15 protein-coding genes are annotated in these 17,954 nt (G+C 40.2%); 3 read left to right on the top strand and 12 right to left on the bottom strand.

The window, feature by feature from the left end; translation table 11 throughout:
- Positions 1-8: 8 nt before the first annotated feature.
- Both H5186_RS06175 and H5186_RS06170 read left to right on the top strand, forming a co-directional pair.
- Positions 9-599 carry an RNA methyltransferase gene (locus H5186_RS06175; protein WP_149982672.1) on the top strand — a complete coding sequence of 197 codons (591 nt, stop codon included), beginning with the start codon at positions 9-11 and terminating at the stop codon, positions 597-599.
- A 94-nt stretch (positions 600-693) separates the two neighbouring features.
- Positions 694-1,533, top strand: coding sequence for a hypothetical protein (locus H5186_RS06170; protein WP_064668610.1), 840 nt, complete (start codon positions 694-696; stop codon positions 1,531-1,533).
- Between the two features lie 37 nt (positions 1,534-1,570).
- Here H5186_RS06170 and H5186_RS06165 read toward each other — a convergent pair whose 3' ends face one another.
- The 7 genes from H5186_RS06165 to H5186_RS06135 form a co-directional block, all read right to left on the bottom strand.
- Positions 1,571-2,836: an AAA family ATPase gene (locus H5186_RS06165; protein ID WP_182794247.1), complete on the bottom strand. Its 1,266-nt coding sequence runs from the start codon at positions 2,834-2,836 to the stop codon at positions 1,571-1,573.
- A 1-nt stretch (position 2,837) separates the two neighbouring features.
- On the bottom strand, positions 2,838-3,482 hold the full coding sequence (locus H5186_RS06160) for an RNA ligase family protein (protein ID WP_259399718.1): 645 nt from the start codon (positions 3,480-3,482) through the stop codon (positions 2,838-2,840).
- Between the two features lie 151 nt (positions 3,483-3,633).
- The gene (locus H5186_RS06155; RefSeq protein WP_310736953.1) at positions 3,634-3,963 is read right to left on the bottom strand and encodes a phosphotyrosine protein phosphatase; all 330 of its coding nucleotides are present in this window, start codon (positions 3,961-3,963) and stop codon (positions 3,634-3,636) included.
- A gap of 14 nt (positions 3,964-3,977) precedes the next feature.
- A complete protein-coding gene (prfH, locus tag H5186_RS06150; protein WP_182785180.1) occupies positions 3,978-4,634 on the bottom strand; it encodes a peptide chain release factor H in 657 nt (218 codons plus the stop codon).
- A gap of 2 nt (positions 4,635-4,636) precedes the next feature.
- The gene (locus H5186_RS06145) at positions 4,637-5,821 is read right to left on the bottom strand and encodes an RNA ligase RtcB family protein (protein ID WP_182794246.1); all 1,185 of its coding nucleotides are present in this window, start codon (positions 5,819-5,821) and stop codon (positions 4,637-4,639) included.
- Between the two features lie 612 nt (positions 5,822-6,433).
- A complete protein-coding gene (locus tag H5186_RS06140) occupies positions 6,434-7,084 on the bottom strand; it encodes a hypothetical protein (RefSeq protein ID WP_182794245.1) in 651 nt (216 codons plus the stop codon).
- 255 nt (positions 7,085-7,339) lie between these two features.
- Positions 7,340-8,524 carry an NAD(P)/FAD-dependent oxidoreductase gene (locus H5186_RS06135; protein ID WP_145238710.1) on the bottom strand — a complete coding sequence of 395 codons (1,185 nt, stop codon included), beginning with the start codon at positions 8,522-8,524 and terminating at the stop codon, positions 7,340-7,342.
- 324 nt (positions 8,525-8,848) lie between these two features.
- Between H5186_RS06135 and H5186_RS06130 the strand changes: the two genes are divergently transcribed.
- Entirely contained in the window at positions 8,849-10,972 is a 2,124-nt protein-coding gene (locus H5186_RS06130; RefSeq protein ID WP_182794244.1) for a S8 family peptidase, read from the top strand.
- 108 nt (positions 10,973-11,080) lie between these two features.
- Here H5186_RS06130 and H5186_RS06125 read toward each other — a convergent pair whose 3' ends face one another.
- From H5186_RS06125 to prlC, 5 genes are all read right to left on the bottom strand, one after another.
- A complete protein-coding gene (locus tag H5186_RS06125) occupies positions 11,081-11,554 on the bottom strand; it encodes a peroxiredoxin (RefSeq protein ID WP_145238704.1) in 474 nt (157 codons plus the stop codon).
- Between the two features lie 105 nt (positions 11,555-11,659).
- Positions 11,660-13,585: a methyl-accepting chemotaxis protein gene (locus H5186_RS06120; RefSeq protein WP_182794243.1), complete on the bottom strand. Its 1,926-nt coding sequence runs from the start codon at positions 13,583-13,585 to the stop codon at positions 11,660-11,662.
- A 121-nt stretch (positions 13,586-13,706) separates the two neighbouring features.
- Entirely contained in the window at positions 13,707-14,462 is a 756-nt protein-coding gene (locus tag H5186_RS06115; RefSeq protein WP_145238699.1) for a class I SAM-dependent methyltransferase, read from the bottom strand.
- A 57-nt stretch (positions 14,463-14,519) separates the two neighbouring features.
- Positions 14,520-15,701, bottom strand: coding sequence for a response regulator transcription factor (locus H5186_RS06110; protein WP_182794242.1), 1,182 nt, complete (start codon positions 15,699-15,701; stop codon positions 14,520-14,522).
- Positions 15,702-15,828: 127 nt separating this feature from the next.
- The gene (gene prlC, locus H5186_RS06105; protein ID WP_182719252.1) at positions 15,829-17,880 is read right to left on the bottom strand and encodes an oligopeptidase A; all 2,052 of its coding nucleotides are present in this window, start codon (positions 17,878-17,880) and stop codon (positions 15,829-15,831) included.
- Positions 17,881-17,954 lie beyond the last annotated feature (74 nt).

The following is a 17,954-nucleotide window of genomic DNA, read 5'->3' as shown; positions in this document are numbered from 1 at the left end:
ACTGAGATATGAATGATTCAAAGAGTACTATTCGCCAAAGAGCAGATGAAATTAAAGCATACCAATGTAAAAATTTAATCGCGGTTCTAGAAAATCCTATGGATATTAAAAATATAGGCGCAGTCATTCGTAATGCAAATGCGCTTGGTGTTGAAAAGATTTATGTTGTTGATTCTCGACATTCTTTGTCTGATGACTGGGAAGAATTAAGAGGGCGAAAATCACTATCCAGAATCTCTGTCTCAGCTTCAAAGTGGACTTTTGTTAAACGCTTTAATAGTACAGAAGAATGCTTTGCGCATCTGCAAAAAAATAGGTTTGTATCAGTAATAACCTCTCCACACATTAAGGGTAAACTAAATCAAATCCTTCATGAGGCGGATTATACTCAACCGAAGTTAGCTGTATGGTTTGGTAACGAATCACGAGGTGTAAGTGATACAGTTGTAGATAACAGTGAGTTTTGTATTTCAATTCCCATGTTCGGTATGATTGAGAGCCTAAATTTAGCAACGACTACCGGCATAGTTCTTTATGAAATCACAAAGCAGCGCCGCGAATATCAAGCTAAATATAAACGGGCCCATAGAAAACCCTAGCAATGTCTAAATCGTAATTTCTATTGATAATAAAAAGTTAAATGGTAAATTGGTTTATCTTAAAAAACTTTCTTTAGCACCTAGCTAAATTAAAATGAAAATTTATCCTTTATTCGGTATTGGCAATATTACTTTCGGTATGAGTCAAATAGACGTTCAATCAATTATTGGTAAACCAAAACAAACAAAAAAACAGACTGCTAAAGAAGATGATTCCATACATGAAGTTTGGTGTTATGACACACTAGGTTTACAGCTTGAATTCGATTCATTCTATGAATTTAGGCTAAATCGTATAAAAATCACATCTAGCGACTTTTGTATTTATGGTGAGCCGCTTATTGGGTTACCAGAGGAAAAGCTTGTTGGGCTATTGCCAAAAGTAATATTAGATAGTGAATACAATGGTTATAAACAATACACCGTTTCGGATCTTAAATTAGAGGTTATTTTAGAGGATAAAGTTGTTCGTGAAACTACTTTAGAGCCGGATCCCAACGTAGAGTTTTTGAAGTATTGTTCAAAAAGTTTACAGCGTAGATTTACTTGCCAACGCATATTAAAAAACGATGTAAGACGTCACGAAAGAATAATAGCCGCTGGGCTTTACGTTATTGAAAAAGGCTTAACTGATTCTACTAGCCTTGGATTTTTACCATCGGATATAGAATGGTTTTTAGGAAGTTATCTTTCAATTAACCCTAAAACTAGGGATCTTTGGTGTGATGGAGTTGAACTGAATAAACTAGACTTCGTCACTAAAAATACAGCATCGATATATGCTACTGCTGATATTTTATCTTCAATTGATAATAGTGCTTATGACACATGTGAACTTCAAGGTTACATCACTATCTCCTCTAATGGTAAAAAGCTAAAAAACTATAACTTAAAATTAAAAAGACGAGAAAATGTCATCACTATAAATAAGTAGGCTAGTATTTCCAGCCTACTTTATTCAATAAATTAATTTAATAAAAAAAGGAGCCGTATTCAGACAAAATTACTCCTTTTCCGCCAATAATAAGCATTCTGTGACCTTCAGTAACTGAAGGCCACTCAAACTTATTTAACTGACTAGTAATAACGTCATCACCCACATTATGCTTTCTACTTTTGTTTTGACTACGTAGTGTGCTTTCTTTAACTTGCAGAGCAACAATCGTAATTAAAGCGCCGTAATTTAGCCCAAGATCACAAATAATTTGTCTAAAGTCTTTACGAAAATTGGTCGCATCCCAAACAATATTTTGCTTATTTGCTAATGCCGTTTTTAATCGTGATTTAGCTAACTGTAACATCTGCCCTCGATTTTTTTGGCAGTGCCTTTTCCCATTAAGCTCTTCACGAATATCATCTAATGAAACAACTTCAAATCCTGTTAAGTTTTGTGCAATCCAAGTAGATTTACCACTGCCGCTAATGCCACACATCACATAAAGATGGCTGTACTCTAAAGCACCTTGATAATTTTTCGCTAGGGCTTCTTCAACCATACTAATTTGACCATTTGCCAGCTGACGAATAGCATAGCCATTTAAATACGCTTGTTCTGCACGTGAAGATTTGACCTGAATAGGTTTTAAAATTGAGTGGGTTGCCTTAATCTCGTCCCACAATTTATACTCTTGCGCAAACATTTTAAACTGCTCCAACAAATCAATTTGTTGCGCTAGATCTGTGCATGTTCGCCCTTTCATATCAGCTAATTCAAGCCAATAAAGTAACTCTAAGTTGGCATTTAAAGAAAGGTGCAGGTAATCACTGTAACTTTGATTTTTAATCACCAAACGTTTTGGCATTTGATGAAAACCCACTAATCCAATAATGCTATTAATTGCTTTATACCCAAGGGGTAACTCAAGTAACTTAGTCGCTAAATAATTTGCACCTGCCTCCTCATGTTTTGGCGCAACTACACGTTCAACTCCCTCTATCAGCTTGCGTTTTGTAGTGATTGGCTTAGCAATATCATGCAATAAAGCAGATAAGATCAATACCTGCCTTTGAGCGCCTTTTATATGTTCAGCATCATTGACTAGTATTTCATACAATTGACTCAACACCATATCAGTATGAATGGCAACATCACCTTCAGCATGCCAGATACTGTCTTGCTCAGTGTCAGCAAACTGATACAGTAAAGGGAACACATCTCCCAAATACTCTACACACTCAGCAAAATCTGGTGAATGATTTAAAGCTAAACTGTCTAACCAAGTGGCTAATTTTTTCATCTTAGCCTCCCTTGTTTGTATTTTTAGTGCTTAACCCATTAGGGATCACGTCAGCATGCATCCAATGCTTATCGGTGATCACATGGTTGCTTCTCACCCACTTCGCGACACTTTCTTTGAACTGTGAATAATGAAAGCCATCAGCAAGCCTAACCACATAGCCTTCTTGGTATTGAGTATCCAATACTATGTCTTTTATTGTTTTTTCGCACCATAAGCCAACATACAACTCTTTTGGAGTGATCAGCCCTAATTGTGCAAAAAACTGTTTGCTGTCTTGCCAACTTAAGCATTCGTTGTTTTCGTTCCATAGCGAAAATGCCATAAAATAACTAGCTAATGATTCATAGCTAATCGAATGCCTTGCATATAGGTTTTCGCCACAGATACGCCATCCTTGCGGAATTTTGTAGCCTAGCTCCGCTTGCAACGCTTTTACCCATGTTCTTGATGGGTGAAAACGACTATCAATCGAACGAGCATGTACAAAGTCACTGTAAATAGTCGTATTTTCGCCATCCATTTTTTCAGTAACAACAACTTGCTTATTTGCAAAGCAGCTTAAATTACCTTGGTGTATATCATCATCTGTTGCACCCGGTGACCAAGGTAAATGCGGGGTGCGAGGGTATTTAACTCTCATCATGTAACTCCAACTGTAAACGTTAAGATTGAACATTGTGTTCACTCTTCTAATAGTTTTAAGCACCGCATAACAATCTCTCCAATACTGAAATGGCAAAATTAAATATGCGGTGTTGAGATGGAATTACATTGTTCTACCCTCTTACTTCAATTTACATTAGCGCTAAATAGCTGCCAACGCTTTGTTTTATAATGCTTACTAACTCTTTATCCATATATTGATATTCATCAGCAATATCTAATACTTGAATATCTTTATACGTTAATAAATGTCCAAATTGCGCTTTAAGTCTATTTTTGTGTTTGTGCTCCATAACAAATATGACATCAGCCCATTGCATCATTTTGGCATTCGCCGTTCTCTTTGCATTAGGGCTTGTGCCTGCAGAGCTAACAGCAAGCTCTGGGTGATTTTTCCATACTTGCTCACCCGTTGGGCTTCGCCACTGATTCCGACTACAAATGAAAAGTACATTTGTCACTTTATGTTCCTTCATTAACTATGCACTCCTTTATTAACTGAGCGGTCATGTTTTAAAGTAAACTTTTCACCAGTAAAAGTTTTTACTGGGTTACCACGTTCAACTTCCCAGTGCTGCTGCCAACGTGCTGTTTCTTGCTGAGTCATTTTATCCAACGCTACTTGCTCTAGTTTTTGAAACAACAACACACTTGCTAAACGCTTATTGGCATGTTGACTGCGCTCACTCTCAACACGTACCGAAATCCCCGTTGCTGTGTGGGTTGCTCTTATCGCTGAATCAGTAGTATTAACATGTTGACCGCCAGCGCCAGACGCGCGACATGTTTGAAAAGTTACGCCTTTATCAAGCTTACTTTCATCAATATCGAACAGTTGCCCGCTAAAAAACCAGTTTTTACGTTTATGCTTAGGCCGATACTGACTTTGACATACCCACAACATAGTACCTTGCCATGACTGAGCTAATTGCTTAGCCGCGCTATTGGCTGTTGAATCAAGTTGCAATAAAACCGACTTTAAACATTCTCGTTCGGTTGCGCTAATAGCCTCAACAATCTCGAGTTCTATGCCTTGTGCGAGGCATTGTTTTTTAATCATTTTTAACGCTAAACTTACAGCTTTACAGCACTCAATAGGTCCTTGCCCTGCTGATAATTGCAGTAATATCATGATCAACAACCTCCATTTGTTTTGAAGGTTAAAACTGGTCGTAACTTAGCGACCACCTCTATTAACCCTGCATCAACCATATCACTTATAACCGTTTCACACTTTTTGTACGCTTGGGGTGCTTCGTCGTATAACAACTCCTTGTTACCACAAACAACTCTGCTACCTAACGCTGTACGATATAAATCTTCGCGCTTATATTTATGACCTAATCGGCCATGGCATTCACCGCGCTGCCATTTTCGCCCCGCGCCGTGTGCAAGTGAAAATAAACTGGTATTGATACTTTCCTGCACTGTTAGATCATTACCACTTAACTCTGTAAATACAGGTTTTACAAGATAACTGTAATCGCCACGAGAGCCTGGGATCACTACATAGCCTTTATCACTCGGTGTAGCACCTTTTCTGTGTAACCAGCCATCGCAACCGTTAATATTTTTAGCCGATACTAAATTATGGTTAATATCTAAGGTACACTCACCATTGGCTCGTATAGCCTCTAAAAACCGCTTAGCGATCAACTCACGATTAAGCTCTGCAAAGCGCACCGCTTCATCATGCTTGCTCATGTAATCTTTAAAGTCAGCTTCACTTTCACATAATCCATCATGATTATGGCCCGCTATATGTTCAACCAATATCGATTGCCCTAAACCTCGCGAGCCTGAATGAACCAATAATTGAAGATGCTTTTTACTTAGCCCTAACTCATCTAAAGCACTTTGATTGTATATCTCATCAATCGCTTGAAACTCGGCAAAATGATTACCTCCACCAATGGTACCCAAGGCACTATCATAACCCTTGGTAGTAATATTTTTTGCCGCTTTGCTACTTTCTATGATTGAGGACCAGCTTTCGTCGAGTGGCAGCTCAATATCTGTAAATTTTTTGGCTAGTTTATCTAGATTTACTTTTGCTACTTTTGCTGTGGTTTGCCACAGCGCCATACCACAGCCAATATCGTTACCCACTAATGCAGGGTAAATTTTGTTGGTAGTGAAAAATGCAGCCCCGATAGGATACCCTCTACCTGGGTGTAAATCAGGCATACCCGCAACGCGTTGCATACCATTTAGCTCTGATGTTTTGATCAATTGCTGTATCGCCAGCCCCTCAATCCACGTATCAGCAGACGCAATAAGGCTAACTTTATCAGTTATTTTTTGGACGGATTTGCCCATAATACCAATTCCTTTTTCTTTGTTAGAAAAATAGGATTAAAACGAAATACGAATTGGCAGGTCTGGATCTATTTTGAAATCAAACGAAAGGAACGCGTTTAAACGCAATGTTTACCTAAATGTACTTAATATATAAAAGCGTGTTTAAGTAACAAGTTTCTTATCGGATAAGACCTGCAAAGGATGTTGATGTCATTGTCATAGTATTTTCTCCTTCACAGTTAGTTGATGAATCCAACACTTAGGGTAAGTGCTGAACAATTGAACGAGCGCATGTTAATCAGTTTTTGAACATAAAGCAAACTAAAATTATGGCGTGTTTTATGTACTCCTATATTTTATATATATGTTGTTACACGAGTATTTGCCCGCAGTAGATATTTTAACTTACATACATGTTCTGTAAAACGAAGTGATTCAACAAGAAAACAAGGATAAAAGTAACCATTAACTAGTTAGTAGGAAATTTTGCGATTAACTCAGGTACTATGTTGAGGTAAGGGTATAAGTTCTTCTTTGAGCTGAATTGGTTAACTCCATGTTTGTCAAAATAGCTGTCTTAACAAAATTTGTGCCAGCTCTTTTTTATTTCTAATAACTTCCACACAGTAGTCACTTTTTATCTAACCATTTGTTCATAGCTTGATCGTAGGCGTCGGTTACTTTTGTTTTAGCACAAGTGGTGCCTACTAAATAACTATCTGGTAGGTCACTTTTTGGCATTACACCAGCTCCTATCGATACCTTTTTAAAGCAGTTATCTCCGAGGCGATAGATAGTTAATTGCATGCTTTGCTTTTCAACTTTTAATGGGTCTATGCTGGTTTGCTGGTGCTCCTTTGGCACAGTAATACGCAGTGGTTGTGCTAAAGCTTGTGACGTTGGAGGTGTTGATGGGAATGTATTTTGCTGTTGCTTTAGTATGCTCTTTAAACCTAATTTAAGGTCTATTTTTTTATAGCTGTTAGAGTCTGTTTGTGCTTTGGGCGTTACAGGCTTTATTGTTTTTTTAATTTTTACAATCGTGTTTGCAGCAGGAATAATTGGTTTTTCAAGCTTTTTCAACAGCGTGGCTTCGTCGTGCTGGTTGCTCTTCTTTTCTATTGTAGGCAATGACTTAGGCAACACCATACTAACCATGTATGCTTTAATTGGGGGAGTATCTATCGCTACAAATTTTGGGGTTTTAACACTCATTAATATTGAAAAAATTATCCCGTGGAGCAGTAATGAAATAATAAAAGGCCAGCGCCACGTTGTCACAATATTTGTTCCCTAAACAATAAGTGTTCCCTATAACACTAATTTAATATGACCACATAGGCGCTACAAAGTTCCTAATATTAACACTATGTTATTATTTTTCTTAGCATTGACCAAATATTCAAACTCTTGTTTGAAAATGGATGTAATAAGAATTATGCAACTGCTCATTATCAATAACCTTAAATCAGCTAGAGAAAATGAGCATGTTGTAGCATATCTCACTACGGGCAAACTTTATTGTCTCTGCACAAGCTAACAATACTGCCCTGCTGCGAAGCCGCAGCTCCACGCGTATTGAAAATTATAGCCGCCTAGCCAACCGGTTACGTCGGTTACTTCACCAATAAAGTACAGCCCTTGGGCTTTTTTCGCTTCAAAGGTTTTTGAGCTAAGTTCGTCGGTGTCTATACCGCCTAGAGTTACTTCCGCTGTGCGGTAACCTTCGGTGCCGTTGGGTTTAATTTGCCAGTTATGAATGTAATTAGCTAGCTCGTCAATTTGGCTATGGGTGAGCTGATTTACATTGCAATCTGGAATAGCTTTACTCTCATGCAGTATTTCAATAAAGCGTTTTGGCAAAATAGTCGCTAGGCTATTTTTTAATGATTTTTGTGCTTGGGTTTCTCGCCATGTTGCTAATTGCTCTGTTAAATCAAGCTCTGGTAACAGGTTTATAGTCACTGCTTGCCCTGCTCGCCAAAATGAGCTGATTTGTAATATAGCGGGGCCTGATAAACCACGGTGAGTAAATAGGATGTTTTCTTTAAAACTTGTGCCGTCTTCACTGCTGACGATACATGGCACGCTAATACCCGATAACCCTTCAAAGCGGTCCTTATCATGTTGGTGCAAGGTAAATGGTACAAGTGCTGCCATGGTCGGTAATACTTTTAAGCCAAATTGCTCAGCAATTTTATACCCTATTGGTGTTGCGCCTAGTTTTGGCATGGTTAAGCCACCAGCGGCAACAACGAGTGACTCACAGCTGTATGACTGTTGTTCTGTGATCACGAGATAGCCAGTAGCGGTTTTTTCAACGCTAAGCACTTCGTTACGCAGCGCAACATTAACACCCGCCCACTCGCACTCAGTTAGCAAAATATCAACGATATCTTGTGCGCTATTGTCGCAAAATAACTGCCCAAGGGTTTTATGGTGATACGCCAAACCGTGTCTGTCCACCAGCTCAATAAAATCATGCTGGGTATAACGGCTCAAACACGATTTTACAAAGTGTGGATTACCACATAAATAATTCTCAGGGCTGGCGTTTTCATTGGTGAAGTTACAACGTCCGCCGCCGCTGATGAGAATTTTACGACCAGGCTTTTTGCCCATATCAAGCACTGTAACACTGCGGCCACGGTATCCTGCTTGTGCTGCACACATTAAACCTGCGGCTCCGGCACCGATCACTATTACATCTACTTGGGTCATTTGTTCATCTCATGAGGAAATTTTTGCAATTGTAGCAAATTTAAAAGTACAAACTGAGCGGTATTTCACTATTTTATTATTAACAACAAAGTGTGAAAAAATAAATGTTCACCTCACCAGTCTACAAATTAATTAATACTTTATAACCACTACAACGACATAATAAAAGTCATAAAATCGTATTTAGCCATATAAACATCCCGATATAACTAAAATAGAGACATTAATAATAAAACGTTATTTTAACTATTTTAACAGATCATTTACTTTTGTTCCCCTTCACGACAATTCATCGTGAAGCTTAATAACAATCTAGGGATAATTATGACAACAAGAAAAACATTTAAAAAATGCGCTGTAGCGCTTACTATAAGTGCAATATTTGCAGCGACATCAAGCATGGCAAATCCTAGCGAAGCAATAACACCATCTATTGCTGACATAACAACAAAACTACAAAGCCAAGCTCTCGGTACACGTTTTATCATCAAATATAAAAATAACGCTGATGAGATGAGCACAATGTCGGCAGCTGAAACTAGCCCACAAATGATGAATAAAAAGGCCCAAGGCTTTGTTAAAAACTTTACTAGTAAAAAAGGAAAAGTTAAGGCGCAATATATCCGTGCAATGGCGTTGGACAACCATCATGTTATGCGTGCAAATAAAAAACTAAACGCTGACGAAGCCCAACAATATATGCAAGAAGTAATGGCTTCAGGCAATGTTGAATACATTGAAATCGACCAGATGTTAAAACCATTTGCAACGCCTAACGATCCTCGTTATGACGACCAATGGCATTACTATGAGCAAGCTGGCGGGTTAAACCTTCCAACTGCATGGGATACCGCAACAGGTAGCGGTGTAACAGTGGCAGTATTAGATACTGGTTATCGTCCACACATTGATCTTAATGCCAATATTTTACCTGGCTACGATATGATTTCGGATACATTTGTCGCAAATGACGGCGGCGCACGCGATAGTGATGCACGCGATCCAGGTGATGCAGTATCTGCCGGTGAGTGTGGTAATAATAACAGTGCACAAGGTTCAAGCTGGCACGGAACCCATGTTGCAGGTACTGTTGCAGCCGTTACGAATAATGGCGAAGGTGTTGCTGGTGTTGCTTATGATGCTAAAGTTGTTCCGGTACGCGTACTTGGTAAATGTGGTGGTTTAACATCTGATATTGCCGACGGCATTATTTGGGCTTCAGGCGGATCAGTTTCTGGCGTACCAGCTAATGCTAATCCTGCTGATGTCATCAACATGAGTTTGGGTGGCAGCGGCTCTTGTAGCTCAACAACACAAAACGCGATTAACCAAGCACGTAATAACGGCACTGTAATTGTCATTGCCGCAGGTAATGATAACGACAATGCTAACAACTATAACCCTGGTAACTGTAATGGCGTAGTAAATGTTGCATCGGTTGGTCGTAATGGTGGTCGAGCTTACTACTCAAACTATGGTACATCTATCGATGTTGCAGCACCTGGTGGTGCGCAAAGCTTTGCTAATGATTCTGAAGGTATTTTATCTACACATAACTCAGGTTCATCAAGTCCTTCAAGTGACAGCTATCATTACTCACAAGGTACATCGATGGCTGCACCTCATGTTGCTGGTGTTGCTGCTCTTATTAAACAAGCAAAGCCAACTGCAACGCCTGATGAAATTGAAAGCATATTAAAATCAAGCACTCGCTCATTCCCTGCCACATGCAATAACTGTGGTACTGGTATTGTTGACGCTGCAGCCGCAGTTGCTGCTGCAAGCGGTGGTACTACACCACCCGTTGGCGGCAATGAGTTACTTGATGGCCAAGCTCAAACGGGCCTAAGTGGCGCTGCGAGTAGTGATACTTTTTATACAATGACTGTACCAAGTGGCGCAAGTAATGTGACTTTCACTATGAGTGGCGGAACGGGTGATGCAGATTTATATGTACGCTCAGGTAGTAAACCCACTACATCAACTTATGATTGTCGTCCGTATAAAGGGGGTAACAGCGAAGAGTGCTCTATAGACAGCCCAACTGCTGGTACATATCATGTGATGGTACGTGGTTACTCGGCTTACTCAGGCGTGAGTTTAGTTGGTAATTTAACAACCTCTGGTAACACAGGTAATCCACAAGCAGGTGGTGGAACTGTATCTGATATTTCAGCTAATGCAGGGCAATGGAAACATTATACCCTTGATGTTCCAGCAGGAATGGCAAGCTTTACCGTAACAACGTCTGGTGGCTCAGGTGATGCAGATTTATTTGTTAAGTTTGGCAGCCAACCAACAGGCTCTAGCTATGATTGCCGCCCATATAAAAACGGTAACGCAGAGACATGTACGTTTAGCAATCCTCAAGCAGGAACTTGGCACATGAGTGTGAATGCTTATAAAACCTTTGCCGGTTTAACGCTTGACGCACAATACCAGCCTTAATTAGCAATAAGGCATAGGGTTTGTATTAAACTCTATGCCTATAAGTGCTATTTGCCAGTTCCCTTGGTAACTTTGGCCGAATGAAAGTTCGGCTTTTTTAGCTCTTTTTTAAAGCTTTTCAAGTACCGCTTCTGCGCGACTTACTGCAAACTCTTTATCTTGTTCAACAAATAAACCTGTGACTTGCTGATCTTCAACAATCATTGCATAACGCGTTGAGCGTACACCACCAAATGCAGCAGTGTCTTTATCTAAACCAAGTGCTTTGGTAAAGCTAGCATCGCCATCGGCAAGCATCTCGATTGCTTGAGCATTATGTTGCTCACCCCATGCTTTCATTACAAACGCATCGTTTACTGATACACAGTAAATAGCGTCAACGCCTTTGGCTTTTATTTTATCTGCTAGAGTAATAAACTCAGGTAAATGTGCATTTGAACACGTAGGTGTAAACGCGCCTGGCACTGCAAATAACACCACTTTTTTACCTGCAAAAAGTGTTTCATTGGTAAGTGTTTGCATACCGTCGTCAGTAAGCTGTGTAAGACTAACGGCTGGTAATGTTTGACCTTGAGAAATCATGATATTTCCTTTTAAAGTGATGGGTTTTGAACAACACCAAAATAGCACAAAAGCGCAAGCCACCCTAACATCGAGTTGCGAGTAATTGTGCCTTTGCAAGCAAAGTTACAATCCTAAACTACTGCGAATAGTATGCATTTGCTGCTGTAAACGCTGATGAATATCAGCCACTAATAAACTGGATTCACTCACCTGCCCTTTCATACTTTGCATTGACTGGCTGAAGTTTTCTAACAATGAGTTTTGCTGCTTTGCCAACTCCATTGCATCAAAAGCGACTTTGTTAGCATCCTGTGCATTATGAGCTACCCCTTCGGAGTTTCGTTTCAGCTCTTGGGCATTATCGGTTTGCAATTGAGCATCATCAGCTAATGCTGATATTTGCGTTGACACCATAGTTGAGTTTTCACTCAATAGATTGAGCTGGTTATTAATATCACTCAGCGAACCTTGTGTTTGCCGAGCTAACTTGCGCACTTCATCTGCAACCACAGCAAAACCACGGCCATGTTCACCTGCGCGCGCTGATTCGATCGCAGCATTGAGTGCCAGCAAATTAGTTTGATCTGCAATATTGCGGATCACTTCAATAACTTTCCCTACATCTTGTACACCACTGAGCAACTCTTGCAAGCTATGTAAACCATGCTCCACCCGCTGTTGTGTATTTGAGCTAGCACTGAGCATGTTTTGGGCAAACCCTAAACTTTGCTCCATTGCTGAAAACGTATGCTTGGCGTTATCTGCTACTTTGCCGTTTATATCGTTTACTTGCTCACCAATATGTTGAATATCAGCCAATAATTCTTGATTTTGTTCAACTTGATGATGACTGGCATCTGTTTGCTGACTTATCGTATGTAGATGCTCGCTCATTTCTTGCATAAAATCGTTAATCACCTTGAGCATTTGTGCACGCTCTTCAGCCTCTAACCGTTGACGCTCAATTAACTGGTTAAAGTAACTAGCTATTTCACCAACTTCTGTTTTTGAGTTACTACTTTCAATATTTTTTAATTCGTTACTTTCGATTAAAAATGCAAAGCCATCACGTAGTTGACGAAGCGGGGTTAATACTTGATTTCGCTGTACAAAGTAAACACCAACAGCCAATACAACCAACATGCCAATGGCAATGCAAAACACTACGAATACTCGCTGCTTTAACGTACCTTGCTGAATTTTAAGTTGCTGCTCAGCATTTATCACCGTGTCAGAAAGTGTACTGATCTGTTTGCGCAGAGCCTGTATGCCTGTTTGACGCTGCTGAGCTTGTGCAATGGTGTTCTCTAAATCACGTGGGTAGCGGTTCGGCCAGCTTCTTAGCTCTGCCTTAATTTCACCGGCTAAATCTTCGGCTTCTTCATCTATAAACAAACTATCTTCATCAACTTCACCCATAACGCCCAAGTTTTCAAGCTCGTCAATCTGCTTTGCTAAACGGTTTAAGTTAGCAATACTTTGTTGTAAGTTGGTTTGTGTGTCTTGATCAAAACTAAGCATTAGCTGATAAGTAAACAACGACAAATTTGTCACTTCGCGGTAGTAATCACTGGCAAGCTGATAATAAGCCTGCGCGTTAGTATTTTGTTGCCCTGCTTTGTTAGCATAACCAATCAAGGAAGATGCTGAGCCCGCCATTTGCCTAAGTGCATTATCAAGCAATGCTGTTTCATTACCTGAAAGTTTACCTAAAGCACGATACTTACCTTTTATATCAGTATCGAGTTGGCTTAATTGCAGATCTAACTGTTGTTTTAAATCAATTGGTAAAATGGCAAGTTGGGTGTCTTTTACTTGGCTAATTAAATCCGACGCTTTCCCTAAATACTGACTATCGCCCTGTGCTAAGTAATCTTCTAGTAAGCCTTTTAAATCAACAAGTATTTTATTTTTTAATTGATTATAAGATTGGTCTTGTTGTTCGAGTTTAACTAAGGTTTGACTTGCCCAGTACAAGGTTCCGCCTAACAGCAGGCTAGCCAATGCCAGCAAAATAGCCAGCAACCGAGTGAATGATGACACGCGCATGAAATTAAATTCCTTTGGGTAACTGCGCGTACACTATTAACTATTTATGACAATTTAATGAAAGCCGATATGAAACACTTATAACTTTATAGGAACAAAAATAAAAAATACGAATAAAGCTTCACACCATGGCGGCTTTGACATACACATCAAAGCGATTCTTTTTGGTTTTTATTTGCATGCTTGGCGTTTGGTTGTTTAAAAACGGTGCGTAGTCGGGGCGTTTAACTACCACTCGCTTGCTGGCAAGTGGGTAGGCAAATGCGAGTAAGTCATCAGCATCATTATCTGCGCCAACCAAGTCTTGAAACACCCGCATTTCTTTTTTAACCAGTGCTGACTTTTCACGGTGTGGAAACATTGGATCCAAATAAACCACATCTGGCATACTTTCGCATTGCGCGAGTAAGGTATGACTGGAGCCAAACACTAGGCTCATGTTTTGCTTCATCCACGGACCAATTTCATTATCGCTATAAGCACGTTGCAAACCATCATAAAGTAATGCTGCAACAACCGGATGGCGCTCATGTAAAATCACTTTACAACCCAGCGATGCTAACACAAAACCATCACGGCCAAGCCCTGCGGTCGCATCTAGAACAACGGGGGTCGCTCCTTTATTTAAACCAACCGCTTTGGCGATAGACTGCCCTTTACCGCCACCAAATTTACGACGGTGAGCCACTGCACCGGTAACAAAATCAACACTAATAGCGCCAAGTTTTGGTTCATCGGTTTTTCGTAAGCTTAAGCCTTGATCATCATAATGAAGTGAAAAGCCTTCGCTTTGTGCCGCCCACTCAGCGAGCCCAAAACGCAGCTCAATTTCATTAAGATAAGGACGTACTTCTTTAAAAGGACACTGTATAACCAAAATAAACTCCGACCGTGAATAGCTCGCGAAGTATATCAACTGCTAAGCGCCATAGCACTAAAATAGCTCAATATCCGTTTGCGAAGTAACGTCTTGAGTGTGCTCCGGCGTAGCAATTTTACTCAGGCTATCGATCAATTCGCTACGCGATTCAATAATGTGATTGAGCTGATGCTTAATAAAAGCCAAGTCATCATTCAAGACTGTTAACTGTAATTGTGTTTGCTCTAATTGCTCAACCTGCAATGCCAATGCTTGGTTCGCAGCAAAAGCGGGTTCATGCTGCATAAGTGCACGTAATTCAGATAACTGAGTTGTCAATTTAGCTACGGCTTCTTCGCGCGCCTCGCTACTGACAAATAATTGCGAAGAAAGCTCATTAAAAGCATTACCAACCGCATGCGCTTGGGCCAGTGCTTTTTCGTTTACTTCCATATCTTGGATTTTGGCATTGGTTACTTCCAAAATATGCGGGAATAAATCTTTATAGCGGCCATACAACACAACATCATCTAAAGGCATATTTTTAATTAAAATAGACACTTTCGGGTAATTAACAATAGTATGACTACTAAAATCAACAAAGCGATTAGAATAACGGTGCTTTTCTAATAACTCTTGCTCTAACGGACAAACACCACCGTCATCAGTGCACACAACCCCTAAATCTTGATACCAAAAAGCCACAACTACATCGAGATTTAACGGTCGGAAGAATTCAAAAAAATGGGCCGATAATGATTGCACATCATGGGCGTGATAGGTTTGCCCTACATAACGCATTATGCGACCCATATCGCCGGAGTCAGTCATGGCTATTTCAGCGGTGATCTGCGCGCGCTCTACATCATTTTTTAACTTAATAGAATGCTGACGATATTGATACAACACCCGAATACGCGCCATTAATTCCTCGGTATTAAAGGGCTTTACAATGTAATCGGCAGCACCGGCATTATAACCTTTAACACGTTCTGATAATTCGCTTTTACCCGACAAAAACATTACTGGGGTATCTTTGGTTTGCTCATTATTTTTCAGCTCACGACACACTTCGTAGCCCGTTTTCCCGGGCATTTCAACATCCAATAAAATAATGTCAGGGCTATATTTATAAGCTTGCCTTAAACCTTCTTCGCCATTTTTAGCATGAATTAACTGACAAAACCCCGCTAATGATTCCTCTATTACACGATGAACATATTTATCATCATCAATCGCCAGTACCAGTTTTGTCATGCCCAATTCCTTTTTATTAATTACTTAAAAAAGCATAGTACGGAGCCCTGATTTTGCGACAATTTATTACTCTAAATAGTAAAAAAGCGCCAAACGGCGCTTTTTAAAGATTAAATATACGTAGTGCTTAAGCTGCAATACCACTGTGGCGCAATAGTGCATCGACACTTGGCTCACGACCACGGAAGTTTTTAAACAACTCCATTGGCTCTTCACTGCCGCCTTTTTCTAAAATATGCTGCATAAAGGCTTGCCCAGTTTCTGGGTTAAAAATACCTTCTTCTTCAAATTTGGAAAACGCATCAGCTGAAAGCACTTCGGCCCATTTATACGAATAATAACCCGCGCTATAACCACCAGCAAAGATATGGCTAAAACCATGTTGAAAACGGTTAAACTCTGGTGCTTTAACAACTGATGTATGGCTACGTACTTCATCTAAACGCGCTTGAATTTGGCATTCTTCACCCGCTTGATAATCGTTGTGAATTCTAAAATCAAATAACGAGAACTCGATTTGACGCAGCATTTGCATGCCTGAGTTATAGTTTTTAGCTGCTAGTAGTTTATCCAATAACTCTTTAGGCAATGACTCGCCCGTTTCATAGTGACCTGAAATAAAGTTAAGTGCTTCTTCTTCATAACACCAGTTTTCTAAAAACTGACTTGGCAGCTCAACGGCATCCCATGCAACACCATTAATACCCGCAACTGGCGCGGCATCAACTTGAGTTAGCATATGGTGAATACCATGGCCAAACTCATGGAATAAAGTGGTGACTTCATTATGAGTAAACAGTGCAGGCTTATCGCCTACCGCTTTATTAAAGTTACACACTAAATACGCTACAGGCGTTTGTAACTCGCCATTGGCGCGTACTTTGCGACCCATGCAGTCATCCATCCACGCGCCACCGCGTTTGTGATCACGCGCGTATAAATCAAGATAAAAACGGCCACGCAGGGTATTGCTACTGTCGTAAATTTCAAAAAAGCGTACATCTTTATGGTAACTATCAATGTCTTTTAACTCTTTAACACTAATACCAAATAAACGATTTACTGTTTCAAACAAGCCGCTTAGTACTTTATCTGCGGGGAAATACGGGCGCAGTACTTCGTCTGATATTGCGTATTTCTCTTGCTTAAGCTTTTCACCGTAATAACCATAATCCCACGCAGCGAGTTGCTCAATGCCATGTTTTTCTTTAGCGTAAGCTTGTAGCTCAGCGAGCTCTTGCTCAGCTTGTGGTTTAGATTTAGCGGCTAAGTCTTCTAAAAATGAGAATACTTGCTCTGGCGTTTCAGCCATTTTAGTGGCTAATGATTTTTCAGCATAACTGGCAAAACCTAATAGTTGCGCAATTTCATGACGTAGTGCGAGTTCTTCGCTCATTATTGCTGAGTTATCAAATTCGCCCGCGTTAGGTCCTTGATCAGACGCACGGGTTACAAATGCCGTATACGTTTCTTCACGTAGTTCACGGTTATCTGCATAGGTCATAATAGGTAAATACGACGGGAAATCTAACGTAAATACCCAGCCATCTAATTCTTTGCTTGCTGCTGTATCTGCCGCTAACGCTAACGCCGACTCAGGTAAACCTGCGAGTTCGCTTTCATCAGTAATGTGCTTTTGCCAAGCCAATGTGGCATCCATCACGTTATTGCCAAATTTAGCCGCAAGTTCTGATAAACGTGCGCTGATCTCGCCGTAGCGCTTTTGCTGCTCAGGCGCCAAGGCGATGCCCGATAATTCAAAGCTACGCAATGCATTAGTAATAGTTTTTTGTTCAGCCGTACTTAACGTTTTAAACTCATCGCTGTTGTGCAGTGCGTTGTAGGCTTCATACAACCCTTGGTGTTGACCAACAAAGGTTGAATACTCTGAGATAAGTGGTAAACATTGTTCGTACGCTTCACGTAATTCATCGCTATTAACTACGGAGTTCATATGCGATACCGGAGAAAACATTCGCGATAATTTATCGTCAACTTCTTCAAGAGGTAACACTAAGTCCTGCCAAGTGAATGATTTATTAGCCAGCACTTCGTCTATTTTAGCGCGGCATTCGCTAATACCCGCTTTTAGCGCCGGCACAACATGCTCTGGCTTAATTTTTGAAAACGGTGGTAAGCCTTCAAGGCCTATTAGTGGGTTATTTTGTAAATCGCTCATATTAGCTCTCAAATCGTTTCGAATATGATTTTTAAGTTGGGGCGTACGTCTCGAAATACAAGGGGCTTTTAACG

This window comes from Pseudoalteromonas sp. SG41-2 (genome assembly GCF_014164535.1).
GTDB lineage: Bacteria > Pseudomonadota > Gammaproteobacteria > Enterobacterales > Alteromonadaceae > Pseudoalteromonas > Pseudoalteromonas rhizosphaerae.
This window is presented reverse-complemented; position numbering and strand designations above follow the sequence as displayed.

Coding starts and splice junctions, on each gene's coding strand:
- H5186_RS06165 (WP_182794247.1), bottom strand. CDS start 2,836: ATGAAAAAATTAGCCACTTGGTTAGACAGTTTAGCTTTAAATCATTCA.
- prlC (WP_182719252.1), bottom strand. CDS start 17,880: ATGAGCGATTTACAAAATAACCCACTAATAGGCCTTGAAGGCTTACCA.
- prfH (WP_182785180.1), bottom strand. CDS start 4,634: ATGATATTACTGCAATTATCAGCAGGGCAAGGACCTATTGAGTGCTGT.
- H5186_RS06125 (WP_145238704.1), bottom strand. CDS start 11,554: ATGATTTCTCAAGGTCAAACATTACCAGCCGTTAGTCTTACACAGCTT.
- H5186_RS06130 (WP_182794244.1), top strand. CDS start 8,849: ATGACAACAAGAAAAACATTTAAAAAATGCGCTGTAGCGCTTACTATA.
- H5186_RS06175 (WP_149982672.1), top strand. CDS start 9: ATGAATGATTCAAAGAGTACTATTCGCCAAAGAGCAGATGAAATTAAA.
- H5186_RS06145 (WP_182794246.1), bottom strand. CDS start 5,821: ATGGGCAAATCCGTCCAAAAAATAACTGATAAAGTTAGCCTTATTGCG.
- H5186_RS06135 (WP_145238710.1), bottom strand. CDS start 8,524: ATGACCCAAGTAGATGTAATAGTGATCGGTGCCGGAGCCGCAGGTTTA.
- H5186_RS06110 (WP_182794242.1), bottom strand. CDS start 15,701: ATGACAAAACTGGTACTGGCGATTGATGATGATAAATATGTTCATCGT.
- H5186_RS06160 (WP_259399718.1), bottom strand. CDS start 3,482: ATGATGAGAGTTAAATACCCTCGCACCCCGCATTTACCTTGGTCACCG.
- H5186_RS06120 (WP_182794243.1), bottom strand. CDS start 13,585: ATGCGCGTGTCATCATTCACTCGGTTGCTGGCTATTTTGCTGGCATTG.
- H5186_RS06170 (WP_064668610.1), top strand. CDS start 694: ATGAAAATTTATCCTTTATTCGGTATTGGCAATATTACTTTCGGTATG.